Annotated in this window: 13 protein-coding genes; 1 reads left to right on the forward strand and 12 read right to left on the reverse strand. The window is 69.3% G+C overall.

Annotated features, from left to right (window positions below):
- Positions 1-68 precede the first annotated feature (68 nt).
- Positions 69-1,682 (forward strand): DUF222 domain-containing protein, encoded by a 1,614-nt coding sequence (locus QMG61_RS09040; RefSeq protein WP_283494015.1) that lies wholly within the window; start codon positions 69-71, stop codon positions 1,680-1,682.
- Between the two features lie 231 nt (positions 1,683-1,913).
- Here the strand turns inward: QMG61_RS09040 and QMG61_RS09045 are convergent, their stop codons facing one another.
- The 12 genes from QMG61_RS09045 to recR form a co-directional block, all read right to left on the reverse strand.
- On the reverse strand, positions 1,914-4,331 hold the full coding sequence (locus QMG61_RS09045) for an ATP-binding protein (protein ID WP_283494016.1): 2,418 nt from the start codon (positions 4,329-4,331) through the stop codon (positions 1,914-1,916).
- Entirely contained in the window at positions 4,328-4,981 is a 654-nt protein-coding gene (locus QMG61_RS09050) for a response regulator transcription factor (protein WP_283494017.1), read from the reverse strand. The genes QMG61_RS09045 and QMG61_RS09050 overlap by 4 nt, the downstream gene beginning before the upstream one ends.
- Positions 4,982-5,316: 335 nt before the next feature.
- Positions 5,317-5,943: a thymidine kinase gene (locus tag QMG61_RS09055; RefSeq protein ID WP_283494018.1), complete on the reverse strand. Its 627-nt coding sequence runs from the start codon at positions 5,941-5,943 to the stop codon at positions 5,317-5,319.
- 54 nt (positions 5,944-5,997) lie between these two features.
- A complete protein-coding gene (locus QMG61_RS09060; RefSeq protein ID WP_283494019.1) occupies positions 5,998-7,347 on the reverse strand; it encodes a hypothetical protein in 1,350 nt (449 codons plus the stop codon).
- The gene (locus QMG61_RS09065; RefSeq protein ID WP_283494020.1) at positions 7,344-8,717 is read right to left on the reverse strand and encodes a sensor histidine kinase; all 1,374 of its coding nucleotides are present in this window, start codon (positions 8,715-8,717) and stop codon (positions 7,344-7,346) included. The genes QMG61_RS09060 and QMG61_RS09065 overlap by 4 nt, the downstream gene beginning before the upstream one ends.
- A gap of 96 nt (positions 8,718-8,813) precedes the next feature.
- Positions 8,814-9,890, reverse strand: coding sequence for an Rv2578c family radical SAM protein (locus QMG61_RS09070; protein ID WP_283494021.1), 1,077 nt, complete (start codon positions 9,888-9,890; stop codon positions 8,814-8,816).
- A 95-nt stretch (positions 9,891-9,985) separates the two neighbouring features.
- Positions 9,986-11,455 carry a malate:quinone oxidoreductase gene (locus tag QMG61_RS09075; RefSeq protein ID WP_283494022.1) on the reverse strand — a complete coding sequence of 490 codons (1,470 nt, stop codon included), beginning with the start codon at positions 11,453-11,455 and terminating at the stop codon, positions 9,986-9,988.
- Between the two features lie 50 nt (positions 11,456-11,505).
- Entirely contained in the window at positions 11,506-12,015 is a 510-nt protein-coding gene (locus tag QMG61_RS09080; protein WP_283494023.1) for a DUF1801 domain-containing protein, read from the reverse strand.
- Positions 12,012-14,426 (reverse strand): EAL domain-containing protein, encoded by a 2,415-nt coding sequence (locus QMG61_RS09085; protein WP_283494024.1) that lies wholly within the window; start codon positions 14,424-14,426, stop codon positions 12,012-12,014. The genes QMG61_RS09080 and QMG61_RS09085 overlap by 4 nt, the downstream gene beginning before the upstream one ends.
- A 169-nt stretch (positions 14,427-14,595) precedes the next feature.
- Complete coding sequence (locus QMG61_RS09090; RefSeq protein WP_283494025.1) at positions 14,596-15,657, reverse strand: aspartate-semialdehyde dehydrogenase; 1,062 nt, start codon at positions 15,655-15,657, stop codon at positions 14,596-14,598.
- Positions 15,658-15,839: 182 nt separating this feature from the next.
- Positions 15,840-17,177 carry an aspartate kinase gene (locus QMG61_RS09095; RefSeq protein WP_283494026.1) on the reverse strand — a complete coding sequence of 446 codons (1,338 nt, stop codon included), beginning with the start codon at positions 17,175-17,177 and terminating at the stop codon, positions 15,840-15,842.
- Positions 17,178-17,271: 94 nt separating this feature from the next.
- A complete protein-coding gene (gene recR, locus QMG61_RS09100) occupies positions 17,272-17,871 on the reverse strand; it encodes a recombination mediator RecR (protein WP_134507565.1) in 600 nt (199 codons plus the stop codon).
- Positions 17,872-17,873: the final 2 nt, after the last annotated feature.

Here is a 17,873-nt window from a genome sequence, read left to right on the forward strand (position 1 = left end):
TTCGAGAAATTTTCCACAAGAGCTGATAAACCCTCACATTTATGTTCCATTCTTGCTAGAATCGTGTTATGGCAACCCAGGCAGAACAGCTCAGACAGGCAGCGGATGCCGTTGCCTGTCTGGGCTGTTCCAGTGCCGACCTGGAGTCACTTTCCGACGCGGCCGTGCTGGTCGGCCAGCGGCAGATCGCCGAGTTGCGCCGGCTGGTGGAGACGTATGCCGCGTGGACGGCCGGCACGATCGCCCGCCGGTCCCGTCCCGAGCTCGGCCACTCGGGTCTGGCCGCACAGCAGGGTTTCCTCTCCCCCGAGGCGATGATCCAGAAGGTCACCGGCTCGTCGCGGGGTGACGCCTACAAGCTGGTCGCGGTTGGCACGATGATGGCCACGACCGAAGCCGCAGACCGGCAGTCCGCCGGGACAGCCGGTCTTCCTGGCACTGACGGAAGCGGAGACACCGGTTCTGGAGGAGTGCCCGGATCGCCACACTCTGTGGGATCACCCAGCTCTTCGGACGCGGCCGCGTCGTGGCAGGCGCCGATCGCCCGCGCTGTGGCCGCCGGCACCCTCTCCGTCGACGCCGCCGAATCGATCCGCAAGGGCCTGGGCGACATCGACACCGCGGTGACCGCCGAGCGCCTCAGCGCCGCCCTCGCCACTCTGATCGCCGAGGCGGCAGGGTTGAACGCGGACCAGTGCTTCCACCGGGCCCGGCGGCTGCGCGACGACCTCGATACGGCCGGCATCGCCGCCCGCGAAAAGCAGGCCCACGACGACCGGTACCTGCGCGTCTACCGCCTCCGCGACGGCAAAATACGTCTGCACGGACTGTTCGCCCCCGAAGACGGCGAGTTCGTGCTCTCCACCTACGACGCCCTCACCAGCCCCCGGCGCGGCGGGGTGCGCTTCGTCGACAAGAAACGTGCCGCCTGGGCCAAACGAATCCAGGACGACCCCCGCAGCACCGAACAAATCGCCGCAGACTCCTTCATCCAGTTGCTCAAGCTCGGCAGCGAAGTCGACCCCGGCCGGATGCTCGGCGGCCGCCGCCCCGCAGTGCGCGTCATCGTCACCCAGAAAGACCTCACTCGGCAGCTCCGCCTCAAAGCGGGCACACCAGCAGCACCGGTCGCACCGGTCGCACCGGTCGCACCGGAATCCCCTGCCGCGTCGGTCGCACCGGCGGCAGATGACGCTCCCACCGACCAGCTCAGGCAGGCCGAAACGCCTCTGGCCTCGCCGACTGGGCACGGCTACCTCGAGGGCAGCCCCCTCCCCATCTCACTCGCCGCAGTCGAGCGGCAGATCTGCGACACCGGGGTGCGCGGCATCCTCTTCGACGACACCGGGCAAGCCCTCGACGTTGGGCGGGAGAAGCGATTATTCACCGAACAACAACGCGCCGCAATGAGCCTCCGCGACGGCGGCTGCCTCTGGCCCGACTGCGACCGGCCGCCGTCCTGGACTGAAGCGCACCACATCGATGGGTGGTTGCTCGACTTCGGACACACCGATCTTGCAGACGGGGTGTGCCTGTGCCACCCCCATCACCTGCTGCTCCACAACATGGGGTGGCGCATCGTGCGGGAGGGCAGCGAGTACTGGCTGAGGCCACCCATATCGGTGGATCCGGACCAAACGCTGATCCCGCTGCGGAGCAAGTCGCGGGTGCAGGCCGAGTAGCTGTCCTGAGCCGGGTCTCGACGGGCTCGACCACCGGGAGCGGGTCTCGACGGGCTCGACCACCGGGACCGGGTCTCGACGGGCTCGACCACCAGGAACGGGTCTCGACGGGCTCGACCACCAGGGGCGGGTCTCGACGGGCTCGACCACCAGGACCGGGTCTCGACGGGCTCGACCACCAGGACCGGGTCTCGACGGGCTCGACCACCGGGAGCGGGGCGGGCGACCGGGTCAGGCCTCGCGGAGGACTCCGTCCGGGGTGATCACCAGGAGCCGGTTGTCGCGGGCCTCGATGACGATGGAGGCGATGGTCGGCCGGTCGGTGGGCAACACCCGGGCGGTCAGGCTTCCGGATTCGAGGGCGTTGAGCTGGTCGGCCACGGCCGCGGCGACCTCGGCGACCCGGACGGGCGGGTGGTCACCACTGTCGTCGAGCAGGGTCACGAGCACCCCGCGCAGCCGCGCGGCCCGGGCGGCGGCGACCAGCGGCTCCACGAACAGGGCCCGGGCACGCATCGCGTCACGCAGGGTGGCCTCGACGCGCAGGCACTCCGCCCGCATCTCGGAGTGGATTTCGTCGGATCGAGCGAGACGCTCGAGGGTCGGCCGGCACAACACGTTCACCCGGGCCAACTGGGATTCACGCTCCTCGATCGCCGCGACCGCGGTCGCGGCGGCGGCACCGCTCAGGGCGCGGGCCCGGTTCAGCCCGGCCAGAATGATCGACGATCGTTTGAGCCCCACCGCGAAGAGGGTGCCGGCCAGCAGCGTACCGGCGTGACGCACGACGAGCAGCACGCCATCGACGACGGTGAGACCGTGCCTGAGCGCCCAACCGATCGTGATCGCGGACATGATCAGGTAGCCGATCCAGGCGAGGCCTTCACGACCCCGCACGGCGAGCACGACCAGGAGCAGGGTGATCGCGCCGAGGTACCAGTGCCCGAACGGGGTGCCCTGCACGGCCGTCATCGGGTAGGACACGAGCACGGCCCCCGCCGAAGAGAGGGCGACCACGGCCAGGGTGACGGTGCGGGGCAGGCGGTCGTCCCCCGATCGGGAGATCAGGATGGCTGCCGCCGACACCGCGACGAATCCGGCGATCTCCCAGGGGAGCCCGAAGAGCGGCTCGTGGTCGCCGAAGGCCAGCAGGGCATGAACGCCGATGAACATGACGAGGATGGCGAGGGACAGTCGCCTCGGGAGCCGCACGACGGTGCGCGGTGCGAGCTCCTCGATCGACTCGGCGTCGGCGGGAGTGGGCGGTGCGTCTGGGCTCGACAGGGTCGACCACCGGGGCAGGGTCGGTGAGTCTGGTCTCGACAGGCTCGACCACCGAGGCAGGGTCGGTGCGTCTGGGCTCGACAGGGTCGATCGCCGGGGCCGGCTGGGCCGCAGGGGGAGGTGAGGTTCGGGGGTCCACGAGACCTCGACCTCGGTGCCGATGCCGGGCCGGGACTGCACGGTTGCCGCGCCTCCCGACACCCGTTGCATTCGGCCGACGATGCTCTGAGCAATCCCGAGCCGTTCGCCGGGTACGAGCGCCGGGTCGAAGCCCACCCCGTCATCGTGCACGACCACCCCGATCCCGCCGCTGCGCGCCTGCACGGTGACCGTGCGCACCACGCCGGTGCCGGCCGCCTCGACCGAGTTGCGCAGGGCCTCCCCCACGGCACCGAGCAGCGCGGTCACCGCCACGGCCGGCACGCGCAGGCCCTCGCCGAGTTCGCCGTGCACGAGCGCGTCCGGCGACAATTCGATGGTGAGCTGCTCCAGCCGACGGGCCACCTCGGGGCCGGGGAGCGACGCAGTGGACCGCGGCACCCGAATGGCATCGAGGCGGTCGAGGGTCGAGGCCGCGTGACGGGCCAGGGTCTCGGTGGGGATGCCGCCACGTCCGGCCATCAGCAGGGTCGAGATGACGCTGTCGTGCACGAGCGCGTCGATGGTGAGCCGCTCCCGTTTGCGCGCGAGCCCGGCCGCCCGCACGGCCAGGGCGGCGCGGGAGATCCGTGCGGTGTCGTCGACCCGCACGGCGCCGCGCCGGGACATGATCGTCAGGCCGACGAACACGCTGATTACGAGCAGTGCGTAGAGCGAATCCTCGATCCCGACCAGCACCGGATGCGGGTCGGCAGACGTCGCGGCGCGAAGGATCCCGCTGAGCGTGCAGACGAGCACGGTGTAGCCCCAGCCGATGCGATCCCGGGTGGCCGCGGCGACCGCAACGGCCGGAATGCCGGTCAGCGAGATGACCCAGGGGATGTCCGCCCCGGCGGGGAGCGGCTCGGCCCGCACGACCAGCCAGAACCCGAGGAGGACCAGGAAGATGACGCCCTCGGTCACGGCGAGCGCGCGGAGCAGGCGCACCGGCGCCCAGCTGGCCAGGATGCCGATCAGCACGGGGACACCGAAGACGAGCAGCCACCCGGCCAGCGCGAGGCCGGGCACGGCCGGCCAGGCCTGTGCCCGGAACGTGTCGAGGCTGAGCAGCCCGAAGACGAAGCCGGTGGGGCCGGTGGCGGTGCAGAGCACGCGCAACTGGCGCTCGGTTGCGGTCCGCCCGGCGGCGTCGTGGAGCCGGGGCGCGCGGCGCGGCTTCGGGGCGCGGCTCGGCTTCGGCGACCGCACGGCCTGCCCTGCGCTCACGGTTGTCCGGGAATCGGCAGGATGCCGTCTTCCAGAGCCCGCTTGTAGAGGTCGATCTTCGTGTTGGCGGGGCGCCCGACCCGCTCGTACTTCGACCGCACCCGGCGGATGTAGTCGATCACGGTGAGCTCGGACAGCCCCGTCTGCGACGCCACCAGCGGCGCCTTCGCGCCGGCGGCGTAGAGGGAGAGCACCTGGCGTTCGCGTGGGCTCAGCCCCGCGTCGGCCAGGTCAGGGTCGCCGTCGAGGGCCGCGGCCCACTCGGTTGAGGCGATCGTGTCCCCCGTTGCCGCCCGGCGCACCGCGTCGAGCAACACAACACTGGGTTCGGATTTGCGCACGACGCCGAGCACCCCACTGCGGGCGGCGGCCCGCATCAGCAGGGCGTCATCGCCGGCCGTGAAGGCGAGCACCGCGGCGTTCGTCGCCCGAAGCCGGTCGACGTTACTGGTGACGGTGGAGCCGTCGGACAGCCGGAGGTCGAGGATCACCAGGTCGATGCCGTTCGCGTGCGCCGGCGAGGCCAGCAGCTCGGAGACGGTGGCGACGGTGGCCACAACATGGATCTCCAGAATGGTGGAGAACAAATCGGCGAAGCCACGAGCCACGATTTCGTGGTCATCGATCAACGCGACTCGAAAGCGAGTCATATTCGTACTTTCGTCGGGGGTTTTTCTGGACCTGCCTAGACGAGTGTGACATGTCCGCGACCATTCCGACAGCGTTTACCCCCGGACTGGTGCCCTAAGAAATGACGGCTGGCCAGAGCGTTTTCAGCCTCGTATGGTGTAAACCGGGGGAAACCACTGGGGGGTTGGTGGGGCGCTCTCCACCCGGCGGCACCACGTGCGGTCGGGCGTGCTGAGCGCCCCGCTCAGTATTCGGGTGCGACAGAACACCGCGATCCGTCCGGCGCTCCTCGTCGGCGCGCGTCGGGTCGGTCTCGCGTCGGGTCGGTCTCGCGTCGGCGCAGTCACGCGTCGGGTCAGGCGTCGCCGCGCCGGCGGTTGTTGAGCACGCCGCCGCTCTCTTCGAGGTAACAGGAACCGCAGAGCGACTCGTAGGTCACCTCGGCGCCGTCAATGGCGACCTGATCGCCGTCGAAGACGAAGACGCCGTCGATCTTGCGCCCGTTGAACACGGCCTTGCGCCCGCAGCGGCAGATCGTCTTCAGCTCCTCCAGGCTGTGCGCCACCTCGAGCAGCCGGCGGCTGCCCGGAAAGGCGACGGTCTGAAAGTCGGTGCGGATGCCGTAGGCCAGCACCGGGATGTTCTCGAGGATCGCGATCCGGAGCAGATCGTCGACCTGCGGCTCGGTGAGGAACTGGGCCTCGTCCACGAGCAGGCAACTGACGTCGAGACCGGAGTCGCCGAGCACCCGCGCGCGGTGCTCGCCGAAGATGCTGAAGGCATCCGCCTCGGGGGTGAGCAGAAAATCGACGCCACGGGTGACGCCGAGCCGGGAGAGGATGCCGCGGTCGCCCTTGGTATCGACCGACGGCTTCGCCAGCAGCACCTTGTGCCCGCGCTCCTCATAGTTGTAGGCGGCCTGGAGCATGGAGGTGCTCTTGCCGCTGTTCATCGCCCCGTATCGGAAGTACAGTTTTGCCACTGCTACGAACCCCGCCCCTCGGCCTGTGGCGCCGATTCCGGCGCCAAACCTAACTCAGCGTACTGGCCCCAGGGCGCGCCGGATGCCGGACGGCCCCCGCTCGTCATCGAACTCGAGCATCAGCAGCGGCCGCCGCGCCGACACCCGCACCCGGCCGAAGACCATGCGCAGCACGCCGAGGTAGGGGCGAAGCAGCCGACGCAGCCTCCGCTCCGGCAGGTCGATGCCGACCTGGATGGTGACGGTGGCGACCCGACGTTCCCGGGCGGCGAGTTCGGCGACCGGGGCAATCGGCCCCGTCGTCACGGCAACGGGTCCGGGCGGGGGCACCGGGGCCGTCGCCGGGCCGGCCGACCCGGTCGGGGCGCGGCCGACCCGGTCCAGAAGTGCGCGGCGTCGGGCATCCGTGCCGTCGGCGACCTGCACGACCAGACTGCACGGGTCGAATCCGCGGGCCGAGCAGAGCACCCCGATCAGGACCCCGATCGCTGCCCGCTGGTCGTCGTTGAAGGCGGCGGCCCGATGCTCCGGGTCGGCCACGACGAGCAGCGGGATCGCGCCGCGTTCCACCAGGACCGCTCGTTCGCGGTCGACGACAGTATCCAGCCAGGTCTTGTCCATGTCGCGCACGAGTTCCTTGCGCAGTGCGCCCGCCAACTCGCCGGCCCGGGCGATGTCGGCCCGGCTGACCTCGCCGTGCTCGAGCACCCCGCTGAGGAGCGGGAAGACGCCGGCACCGAGGTCCTCCCACTGCCGCTCGACCATGGCGCGGACCACCTGGCCCCTGCTCTCCTCGGCGCGAGCAGTGATGGCACGGCGGGCGTCCGCCTGCCAGGCCAACAGCAGCGCCACGATGCGGCGGGAGTACGCGGCGGCGGCGAGTGCGGGTGCCAGCACCTGGGTGATCGTCACCACCACGTGCACCATCACCGGCACGGCAAGGCTGAGGGAGGGCGCCTGGACCGCGGTGACCGCCGCGACAACCGCGGCCGCCGCGACCCCGGAGAGGGCGATCTCCCGCCACGGCCGGTAGGGCGCGAGGGCGAGCAGGAGGAGGCCGATGCAGAGCGGACCGAAGTCGTCCTGGACCCGAGTGTTGTAGCCCCACCGCGCCGCCTGGTCGAGGAGGTGCGCGGAGACGGCGAGACCGATCATGATCAGGTGCAGGGGCCGGTCGAACGGTGCGTGGTCGGGGCGGCTCGCCGCGACGAGGGTGCCGGCGGCGGCGGCGGACGCCACGATGGCGAGTACGGAGAGCAACGGCGACTGGATCTGGCCGGCCTGCCGCACCGTGGTGGTCACCGTGTAGCCGACCACGATCAGAGCGACGACCGGCGCGAGCGGCCAGGCGGCGAGGGCGCCGAGCGGGTCGAGTCGCTGTTGGGTGAGGGGGGGCGGCATCATCGCGGGGCCTGGCCGTCTCGGGCGGGGGCGGTGGCAGGGTCGGCGGCGGGGATCTCGACAAGCTCGATCACCGAGGGGTCGATCACCGAGGGGTCGATCACCGAGGGGTCGGCGGCGGGGATCTCGACAAGCTCGATCACCGAGGGATCGATCACCGAGGGGTCGATCACCGGGGCGGTGTCGGCGGCGGGCACACTCAACAGCACCGAGGTGCCCGCGTCCGGGCGGGTCAGGACGGTCACCGAGCCGCCGAGCCGCTCGATCCGGCGGCGCACGGCCTGGCGAAGGCCAAGCCGGTCCGCACCGGCCTCCGCCTCCGTGAAGCCGCGGCCGGCATCCATCACCATCACCGAGATGGTGGCGTCATCGGCGCCGATATCGACCTCCGCCGAGACGATTCCGGCGTGCAGGATGACGTTGATCAGGCACTGCTGCACGGCCAGCCCGAGCTCGCGGTCGGTGCCGGCGTCGAGTCGGCCGAGCGCGGACCGGTCACCGGTGACATCGACGACGAGGCCGCGGTCGCGGCAGCGTTCGACGGCGGCATAGACCTCGCTGCCGAGCCAGGCATCCACCCCCGGAGGTCGACCGACGCTGCGGGCGTCGGCGTCGGCCAGCCAGTCGGTGCCGCGCAGGGTGAGCAGGGCGGCACGGAGGCTGCCGGCCAGATTGTCGCTGAGCGGCCCGGCGTGGGCCCGGGACAGGGCGACCAACTCGTTGAGGGTGGTGTCCTGATTGAGTTCCAGTGCACGCTGTTCGAGATCCTGGCGAAGCAACATGGACTGTTCGGCCTGCACCGCCCGGTGGATCGCGGATTGTGCCGCCCCGTGCGGGCGGCGGGTCGACCCGGCGAGAAGGAGCACGGCCACGAGGAACAGGTAGGCGGAGACGGTGAACACATCGGGGAGGTAGGCGACCTCCGTATGCACGGCGCCGAGCACGGTGACACTCTCGGCCAGGACGAATCCGGCGGTGCTCCAGAGCACGCCGGTGAGCGCGCTGGCGCCCGCACCGCCGACCATGATCAGCGCCAGCTTGGGCAGCGCGATGAGGAAGATGTTCGAGGCGGGGAAGATCCCGGGCAGGCCCAGCACGGCGACCGTGTAGAGATAGGTGCCGCCGCCGCCGACCACGAGGTAGACCACGGTCAACAGCACGGTATGCCGAAGGCTGAGGGCCACCAGCACCCCGGCCATGGCGAGCACGGCCAGAACCGCGATCCAGAGTCCGCTCGACCTGAAGGAGACGCCCAGGGCAAGGGCCGACACCACGGCGCCGAGGAGGCAGGTGAGCGCGAACCAGTGCGATGCCCGCGAGAGCGCACGGCTGAGGACCGGTTCGACCAGGTGATCGGGCAAGCCCAGCGTCATCGCTTCCTCCTCTGCATTGGTCGAGTATCTCATTGCGGCGCGGAACGCGGCGGACCACTTCGCCGGGTGGGCGGCGCTGAGGCGGGGCCGGCCGGGTCAGAAAAGCGTGGGCGCCAACTCCGGCGGGAGCTCCTCCGCGATCAGGGACCGGCGGGTGCGGGCGGCGGCGACGGGGCGGGCGAGCGCGCTCGAGCGCACTCCGCCGGTCGCCGGATCTTCCTCGCCGCGCTCGAGGCCGTGCGCACGGATCAGCGGTTTGATTCTTGCCGCGAGCCAGATGCGGTACTCCTTCGGGGCATAGGCGCCCGTGGCGTACAACTCCCGGTACCGCGGCATCAGTTCGGGGTGGTCGCGGTCCAGCCAGTGCAGGTACCAGTCCTTGACCCCGGGGTGCAGGTGCAGCGCCGTGTACATGATGTTCGACGCGCCGGCCGCCTTCGCCTGGCGCAGTGCGGAATCCAGGTGCGCCTTCGTGTCGGTCAGGAACGGCAGGATCGGCATCATGAACACCGAACAGTCCAGTCCCTGCTCGCGCACCGCGGTCACCGTGGCCAGGCGGGCCGTGGTGGACGGGGTGCCAGGCTCGACCGCGTGCTGCAGCTCGTCGTCGTAGATGGCGATGGACATGGCCAGGTCCACCGGCACGATCTCGCTCGCCTCGACGAGCAGGTCGAGGTCACGGCGGAGGAGCGTTCCCTTGGTGAGGATCGACAGCGGAGTACCGGACTGTGCGAGTGCCGCGATGATGCCCGGCATCAGCCGGTAGCGCCCCTCGGCCCGCTGGTACGGGTCGGTATTCGTGCCGAGGGCCACCGGATGCCTGCCCCACGTCGGCTTCGCCAGTTCCTTGCGGAGCACCTCGGCCACGTTGACCTTGACGATGATCTCGTTGTCGAAGTCCTTGCCGGAGTCCAGATCGAGGTAGGTGTGGGTGGGCCGAGCAAAACAGTAGGAGCACGCGTGAGAGCAGCCCCGGTAGGGGTTGATGGTCCAGCCGAACGGCATCGCGCTCTGGCCCGGTACCCGGTTGAGCGCGGATTTGGCCAGCACCTCGTGGAAGGTGATGCCGGCGAACTCCGGCGTGCGCACGCTGCGCACGAGGTTGTTCAGGCGGGCCAGTCCGGGCAGAGCGCCGGTCTGCTCCGTGCTCAGTTCCTGCGCGCTCCACCTCATGCACACATTCGAACACACGTTCGAGCATTAATCAAGCAGCCAGCCGAGCTCTGGCCGCCGTCGGTCCGGGCGCGCGACGCGGCGCGGCCGGACCCCTACGCGGTCAGGTGCAGGGCGGCGGCGGTGGCGGCCAGTGACGCGGCCGCGGCGGCCGGGTCGTCGGAGAGTTTCGTGCCGAGGCTCGGGATCATCTCACGCAGCTTGGGTTCCCAGGCCGGGTACTGCTCGGGGAAGCAACGCTTGATCAGCTCGACCATGATCGGGGCCGCGGTGGACGCACCCGGAGACGCGCCGAGCAGCCCCGCGATGGTGCCGTCGGCGGAGGTGATGACCTCGGTGCCGAACTGCAGCACACCGCCCTGCTCAGGGTCCTTCTTCATGACCTGCACGCGCTGGCCGGCCGTGATGAGTTCCCAATCGTCGATCCTGGCGGTGGGAATGAATTCCTGCAGCGCCTTGAGCTTGGTCTTCTTGGAGGCGAAGACCTCGCCGATCAGGTACTTCATGAGCCCGAAGTTGTGCGCGGCCACGGCGAGCATCGGGCCGATGTTGTGCAGCCGGATCGAGAACGGCAGGTCGAACCAGGTGCTCGATTTGAGGAACTTCGGGGTGAACCCGGCGTAGGGTCCGAACAGGAGCGAGGTCTCCCCGTCGACGACGCGGGTGTCAAGGTGCGGTACCGACATCGGCGGGGCCCCCTTGGCGGCCTTGCCGTAGACCTTCGCGTGGTGCTCCGCGACCAGCTTCGGGTCGGTGGTGCGCAGGAACTGCCCACTGATCGGGAAGCCGCCGAAACCCTTGATCTCGGGAATGCCGCTCTGCTGCAGGAGAGCCAAAGCGCCGCCGCCCGCACCGACGAAGACGAACCGGGCGTTGACGGTGCTCGGGTAATTGCCGACCAGGCGGCGCAGATTGAGCTTCCAGGTGCCATCCGCCAGTTGTTTGACGCCGGTGACCTGCTGGTTGACGTGCACGCCGACGCCCTCGTCGGCGAGGTTGTCGAACAGGTAGCGGGTGAGGGCGCCGAAGTCGACGTCGGTGCCGGACACGATCCGGGTCGCGGCGATCTTCTGGCCCTTGGGGCGCTTCTTGGTCAGCAGGGGGGTCCAGGTGCCGATCACGGCCGGGTCCTCGCTGTACTCCATTCCGTGGAACAACGGCTGGTTCTCGAGCGCCGCGAAGCGCTTACGCAGGTAGGCCACGTTGTCCTTGCCGTGCACGAAGGTCATGTGCGGGGTGGAGTTGATGAAGTTGGTCGGCTCGGGCAGCGCGCCGGTCGTGACCAGGTGCGCCCAGAGCTGGCGGCTGATCTGGAACTGCTCGTTGATGCTCACGGCCTTGTCGGCGGTGACGGAACCGTCCTTGGCCGCGGGCATGTAGTTGAGCTCGCAGAGGGCCGCATGCCCGGTGCCCGCGTTGTTCCACGGGTTGGAGCTTTCCTGGGCGACCTCGCCCAGACGCTCATAGACCTCGATACTCCAGTCGGGCTGCAACTGCTTGATCAGGGTACCGAGGGTGGCGCTCATGATGCCCCCACCAATTAATACAACATCAGCCTTCACCATTGGATTCACACTTTTCAGTGTATCTCTGGCGGACGGATGCTCCGTGCAGCTCAGTCGGTGACGGTGGCCCCGGACGCCGCGCCGCGCGTCGACCCGGCGGCAGTCTTGCCCGCGGCCGGCTTGATCCGCTGGTAGGTCGCCAGGTACCGGTCGACCGGGATGCTCGCGACGGTGCGGGCGATGATTCCCAGGTCGACGTCGGCGAGGGTCTTGAACCGCAGGCAGCTCTTGCCCATGTTCAGCTTGCGGCCGGTCGCGGCCCACTCGGCGCGGAAGGCGGCATCCGCGGCTGGATCGCCGTAGAGCCCCATCAGGTAGAGCGAGTTGTAGTTTTTCTGGGCGGCGAGGCTCACATAGGCCAGGGGTTGACCGTTGTAGGTGTTCGGGAAGGTCTCGAGCGGAATCGTCCAGCCCGGCATGCCCCAGTGCATGCCCAGGACGTAGCCGGGCGGCATGGCGTCGCGCACCGCGTCGATCACCGGGTAGAGCACGGCGCGCTGTTCCGGCTTGAGGTCGAAGAAGTAGTCCTCGACCTCTGCGGGCACGGGCGTAGTGGTCATTCCCCCAGAATAACCGCTGGGGCCGCCGCATCCCCAGCGGGCAGGACGGCCTCCCGGACCAGCGCGGGATTGACCCTCGGCACAACCGCGGCCGCGCCGTACTGCTCGAGCCGGTTCAGCGTGTTCTCGAAACTCTCCGGCACACCGTAATGGAAGCCCTGGGCGCTGCGGATGCCGAGGGCGGACAGGTGCGAGGCCATGGTCGCATTCTCCACGCCCTCGACGATCATCGAATACTCGAGATTGTCGCCGAAGCCCTGCAGCGCGGTGAGCACCTCGCGCTGGCGCACGTCGTCGAGGTCGTCGACGAGGCTCTTGTCGATCTTGAGAATGTCCATCGGCATCCGCACCAGCGAGTCGACCGAGGAGTCCTGGGAGCCGTAGTCGTCGAGCGCGATCATCAGACCGAGATCGCGCATGCGCTCGGCCTGGGCGCGGATGGCCGGGGTCACCTTGGCCATCGACCGCTCGTTGAGCTCGAGGCAGAGCGAGATCCCGGGGTAGCGGTTGGCGAGGTCTTCGACGAAGTCGCCGACCCGCTCCGGCAGGATCTGGCCGGCCTCCACGTTGAAGGTCATGCACACCACGCGGGGTTCGACCAGCCGGAAGTCCGCGGCCGCGGCCATGGCCTTCACCGCGACCTGGCGGGTCATCGCGTCGAGCCGGCCGAGGCCCTTGGCCTTCTCGACGATCGACGGCGGCGACAGCGGCCCGAGGTCGGGGTCGGTGTAGCGCACGAGCGCCTCGAAGGCCCAGATCTGGCCGGTCACCAGGCTGACAATGGGCTGGAAGGCGAGCTCGAGCCGGTCCTCGTCGATCGCCCTGGCGATGATGTCGTTCATCTGGCTCGAGCGGTGACTCGAGATGTTGATGCTGCTCTCGTTGGCGGCACCGCCGCGCCGCCTGGTCTTCTTGATCGCGAGCATGGCGCGGTCGGCGTCCTGCACCAGCTGGGAGACGTCGGTTTCCCGGTGGGCGGAGTAGGCCAGCCCGATGCTCATCATCGGATTGAACGTGGTCGGCCCGACGATGAGCGGTTCCCCGGTGCTGGCGAGGATGCGTTCGGCGACGATCTTCGCCTCGCCCAGAGTCGTGAGGTGGGTGAGGATGACCACGAACTCGTCACCACCGACCCGGGCCACCAGGTCGTCGGGGCGCACGACTGCCCGGAGCCGCCGGCCGAGTTCGCGCAGCACCTCGTCGCCGGCCGCGTGGCCGTGCCGGTCATTGAGGCGCTTGAATTCGTCGAGGTCCAGGAAGAGGACCGCGAGGGCCTCCGAGTAGTCCCGGTGATCGTTGATGTTCGTCAACGCCGCCTGGAAGGCCCCATAGTTGGGCAGCCCGGTGAGCGGGTCGGTGTTGGCGCGCAGGGTGAGCCCGGCGACGTTCTGCCCGGCCCTGACCACCATCTCGGCGGTCGTGACCAGGGCGTCGAGCGCCCGGCGGTCGTTGCCGGTGAATGCGCCATCCATCGCATCCCGGCTGACGACGATGTGCCGGCTGGCGCCCGCGGCGACGAATGACAACGGGAGGCTGATTTCGCCCGGCCGGGCGGGTTCGGCCCGCACCACGACACTCTCGCCCCCGATCGAGTCGGCGACGGTTTGGCAGAGCACCTGGGCGATCTCCTCCCCCGACCGCGCGCCGGTCTCGGCGCCGGCGCTCAGGAGGCCGGCGCCGGCGACCAGCCCGGAAAGCCTGGCCCTCATCTCGGCGAAGATGGAGACGACCTTGACGATCGCAGCCACGATCACGATCCCCGAGAGCACCTCGATCGTGTTCACGGTCGGGCTCACCTCGACCAGGAACGGCGGTCCCTCGACGCTCCAGTTCGCCGCCAGCGCGGCGATGAGCGCCGCCCCACCGGCCGTGGCGGAAATTCGGAGCAGGGAGAGCATCGGGCGTCCGCCCCGCTCGACGGGAGGATCGATGAGCTGCTTGCGGAGGATCTCAACGAGGAGCACGAAAGCGACGTAGCCGACGCTCGCCACGGCGACGGCGACGAGGCCGTGGAGCGCGAACGCCCGGGACCAGGTGAACAGGAGCGCGGCGAGGAGGCCGCCAACGGCTTGCAGCCCGGCGCTGTAGAGGCCGACCGGGACCCGGCCCGCCTCGAGGAGCACGGCGACGAGCACGCCGAGCGAGATCACCCCGATCGCCGTCTCCATCGGAAGCAGCGTGGCCAGGGCGGGGAGCGCGAGCACGGGAAGGGCGACCATCGGGCTGCGGTGCGCGACACGGCCCAGCCGCAACCAGGTGAGTTCGAGCACCCCGGCGCAGAGCACTCCGACGGCGGCAACGGCCCAGTGCTCCGGCGGCGCGGAGAAGAGAAAGACCATCGCGCCGGTGATCATCAGGATGGCGACGGCGGCGAACGCGACGAGGCCGGTGCGCCTCACGATTGATGCCACCGAATACCCACCCATGATTCCAAAGAGTAGTGCACCGGTGTCCCCGCTGCTCCCCCCAGTCCCGGTGTGCCCGGCGCGGATTTCGGGCTCGCCTGCGCGGGGGCGTGAGATTCCCGGGCCGGCCCGATCCTCGGCGGCTCAGGAGCGGATGAGGTCAGCGGCGATGAGGTCAGGAGACGATGAGGTCAGCGGCGACAAGCTCGGCGATCTGCACCGCGTTGAGGGCGGCACCCTTGCGAAGGTTGTCGCTGGTGATGAACAGGGCAAGGCCGCGCCCGTCGGGCACTCCCTGGTCCTGGCGCACGCGGCCGACGAAGCTCGGGTCCTGCCCTGCCGCTTCGAGGGGAGTCGGGACATCCGTCACGACCACGCCGGGCGCGGTGGCCAGGAGTTCGAGCGCGCGGGCGACCGACAACGGGCTGGCGAACTCGGCATTGATGGAGAGCGAGTGACCGGTGAAGACGGGCACGCGCACGCAGGTGCCCGAAACGAGCAGGTCGGGCAGGTCGAGGATTTTGCGGCTCTCGTTGCGCAGCTTCTTCTCCTCGTCGGTCTCGAACTCGCCGTCGTCGACGATCGAGCCGGCCAGCGGCACCACGTCGAAGGCGATCGGCCGGGCATACAGCACGGGTTCGGGCATCGGCACGGCGGAACCGTCGTGCACCAGCTGGAGCAGGTTGTCGTTGAGCGCGGCGGCGCGCACCTGGCTGGCCAGCTCCCGGGCGCCGGCCAGGCCGCTGCCGGAGACGGCCTGGTAGGTGCTCACGATGAGGCGTTCGAGGCCGGCCTCGTCGTGCAGCACCTTGAGCACGGGCATGGCGGCCATGGTGGTGCAGTTCGGGTTGGCGATGATGCCCTTGACGGCCAGTTTGATGGCCTCGGGGTTGACCTCGCTCACGACGAGCGGAACCTCGGGGTCCATCCGCCAGCCGGAGGAATTGTCGATGACGGTCACACCGGCCGCGGCGAACCGGGGTGCCTGGGCGCGGGACAGGGTGGCACCGGCGGAGAAGATGGCCACGTCGAGGCCGGTCGGGTCGGCGGTCGCCGCGTCTTCGACGACGATTTTCTCGCCCTTCCAGGGCAGGGTCGTGGCGGCGGATCGGGCGGAGGCGAAGAAACGGATGCCGGCGACCGGGAAATCCCGTTCCTCCAGCAGACGACGCACGACGGCGCCGACCTGGCCGGTGGCCCCGACGACGCCGATCTGGATTCCTGTGGTGCTGGTCATGGGTTGTTCCTCTGCTGCTCGCATACTGCTGTGCGGGTGACGTGCCGTGGCGACGGGGGCTAACTCAGGAAATCCAGGTGGATCGCGTTCCCGTCGCGCCCTTTCGGGCCGATGCGGGCCGATTCTCCTGAGTTAGCCACACGGGAGCCGGCGCCACTAGGGGGCTGCGGTTTGCGGCGCGGCTAGCGGCCGGTGCCGCCGTGCACGATGGCGTCGTCGGCGGCGTCGAGCCCGAAGGCCGTGTGCACCACCCGGAGCGCCTCGTTGATGGTGTCGGCCCGGGTGACGACGGAGATGCGGATCTCGCTGGTCGAGATCATTTCGATGTTGATCCCGGCCTCGAAGAGCGCTTCGAACAGGCGAGCCGAGACACCGGTGTTGGTGCGCATCCCGGCTCCGACCAGGGCGAGCTTGCCGATCTGGTCGTCGTACTGCAGGCCGGCGAAGCCCACGTTGGTCTGCTCGTTGCTCAGCGCGGTGAGCACCTGCTGGCCCTCTGACTTGGGCAGGGTGAAGGAAATGTCCGTGAGCCCCGTGGATGCCGCGGAGACGTTCTGCACGATCATGTCGACGTTCGCGTTCGTCTTTGCGACGATCTTGAAGATCTGTGCCGCCTTGCCGGGGATGTCGGGAACGCCGACGACCGTGACCTTGGCTTCGCTCAGGTCTGCGGCGACCCCGGCGATGATGGGCTCTTCCACTGGCTCTCCATTCGTGGCTGCGGGATGGGACTGTGCGGCCTCGGGGACCGACGAGATGGGAATGGGGGCGTTCGGGCTCGTCGTCTCCGAGTTGTAGACGATCGTGCCGACGTTGTTACTGAATGACGACCGCACGTGCAGCGTCACGCCGTGCCTGCGGGCATATTCCACCGCGCGAATGTAGAGGACCTTCGCGCCAGCGGCGGCCAACTCGAGCATTTCCTCGCTGGTGATCCGGTCGAGCTTGCGTGCGCGCGGCACGACGCGCGGGTCGGCGGTGAAGATGCCGTCGACATCCGTGTAGATCTCGCAGATATCGGCGCCCAGTGCGGCGGCGAGGGCGACGGCGGTGGTGTCCGAGCCGCCGCGGCCGAGCGTGGTGATGTCCTTGGTGTCGCGGTTGAAGCCCTGGAAGCCGGCGACGATCGCGACGGCTCCGTCGTCGAGAGCGTCGCGGATGCGTCCGGGGGTCACGTCGACGATGCGCGCGGCGCCGTGGTGGGCATCCGTGATCATGCCGGCCTGGCTGCCGGTGAAGGAGCGGGCGTCGTAGCCCATGCTCTTGATCGCCATCGCCAGCAGCGCCATCGAGATGCGCTCACCCGCGGTGAGGAGCATGTCGAGCTCGCGCGGGGCGGGGATCGGGGTGACCTGGTGGGCCAGGTCGAGCAGTTCGTCGGTGGAGTCGCCCATTGCGGAGACCGCGACGACAACCTCGTTGCCGGCCTTGCGGGTATCGACGATGCGCTTGGCGACGCGCTTGATGCTCTCGGCGTCGGCGACGGACGATCCGCCGAACTTCTGCACGATCAAGCTCACGTAGGTCTCCTGAACATCGAGTAGGCGGTCACAGCCCAAGACTCCATCATAAATGCGTTTGTATTCGGTGGCGGCAATGTGACGCTGGGGCCGGTCAGTGCGTGACGGTGCGGCGTCCCTCGAAGGCGCGGCCGAGGGTGACCTCGTCGGCGTATTCGAGGTCACCGCCGACCGGGAGCCCCGACGCGAGCCGGGTGACCTTGATCTCCAGGGTGGTGAGCAGCCGGGACAGGTACGTCGCGGTTGCCTCGCCCTCCAGGTTGGGGTCGGTGGCGATGATGACTTCCTGCACGGTGTTGTCCGCGAGACGCTGCATCAGCTGCCGGATGCGCAGGTCGTCGGGCCCGATGCCGTCGATGGGGCTGATCGCCCCGCCGAGCACGTGGTAGAGCCCCTTGAATTCCCGGGTGCGTTCGATGGCGACGACGTCCTTGGCCTCTTCGACGACGCAGATCATGGCCGGGTTGCGCCGGGGGTCGCGGCAGATCAGGCAGGTTTCCTGTTCGGACACGTTGCCGCAGATGGAGCAGAACCGCACCTTGTCGCGCACCTCGAGCAACACGTTCGCCAGCCGGGTCACGTCGAACTGTTCGGTCTGCAGAATGTGGAATGCGATGCGCTGGGCCGACTTCGGGCCGATGCCGGGGAGCCGGCCGAGTTCGTCGATCAGTTCCTGAACGATGCCTTCGTACATGG

It is taken from the genome of Cryobacterium sp. PH31-AA6 (assembly GCF_030063195.1).
GTDB lineage: Bacteria > Actinomycetota > Actinomycetes > Actinomycetales > Microbacteriaceae > Cryobacterium.

Coding starts and splice junctions, on each gene's coding strand:
- recR (WP_134507565.1), bottom strand. CDS start 17,871: ATGTACGAAGGCATCGTTCAGGAACTGATCGACGAACTCGGCCGGCTC.
- QMG61_RS09075 (WP_283494022.1), bottom strand. CDS start 11,455: ATGGTGAAGGCTGATGTTGTATTAATTGGTGGGGGCATCATGAGCGCC.
- QMG61_RS09065 (WP_283494020.1), bottom strand. CDS start 8,717: ATGACGCTGGGCTTGCCCGATCACCTGGTCGAACCGGTCCTCAGCCGT.
- QMG61_RS09040 (WP_283494015.1), top strand. CDS start 69: ATGGCAACCCAGGCAGAACAGCTCAGACAGGCAGCGGATGCCGTTGCC.
- QMG61_RS09080 (WP_283494023.1), bottom strand. CDS start 12,015: ATGACCACTACGCCCGTGCCCGCAGAGGTCGAGGACTACTTCTTCGAC.
- QMG61_RS09060 (WP_283494019.1), bottom strand. CDS start 7,347: ATGATGCCGCCCCCCCTCACCCAACAGCGACTCGACCCGCTCGGCGCC.
- QMG61_RS09070 (WP_283494021.1), bottom strand. CDS start 9,890: ATGAGGTGGAGCGCGCAGGAACTGAGCACGGAGCAGACCGGCGCTCTG.
- QMG61_RS09090 (WP_283494025.1), bottom strand. CDS start 15,657: ATGACCAGCACCACAGGAATCCAGATCGGCGTCGTCGGGGCCACCGGC.
- QMG61_RS09050 (WP_283494017.1), bottom strand. CDS start 4,981: ATGACTCGCTTTCGAGTCGCGTTGATCGATGACCACGAAATCGTGGCT.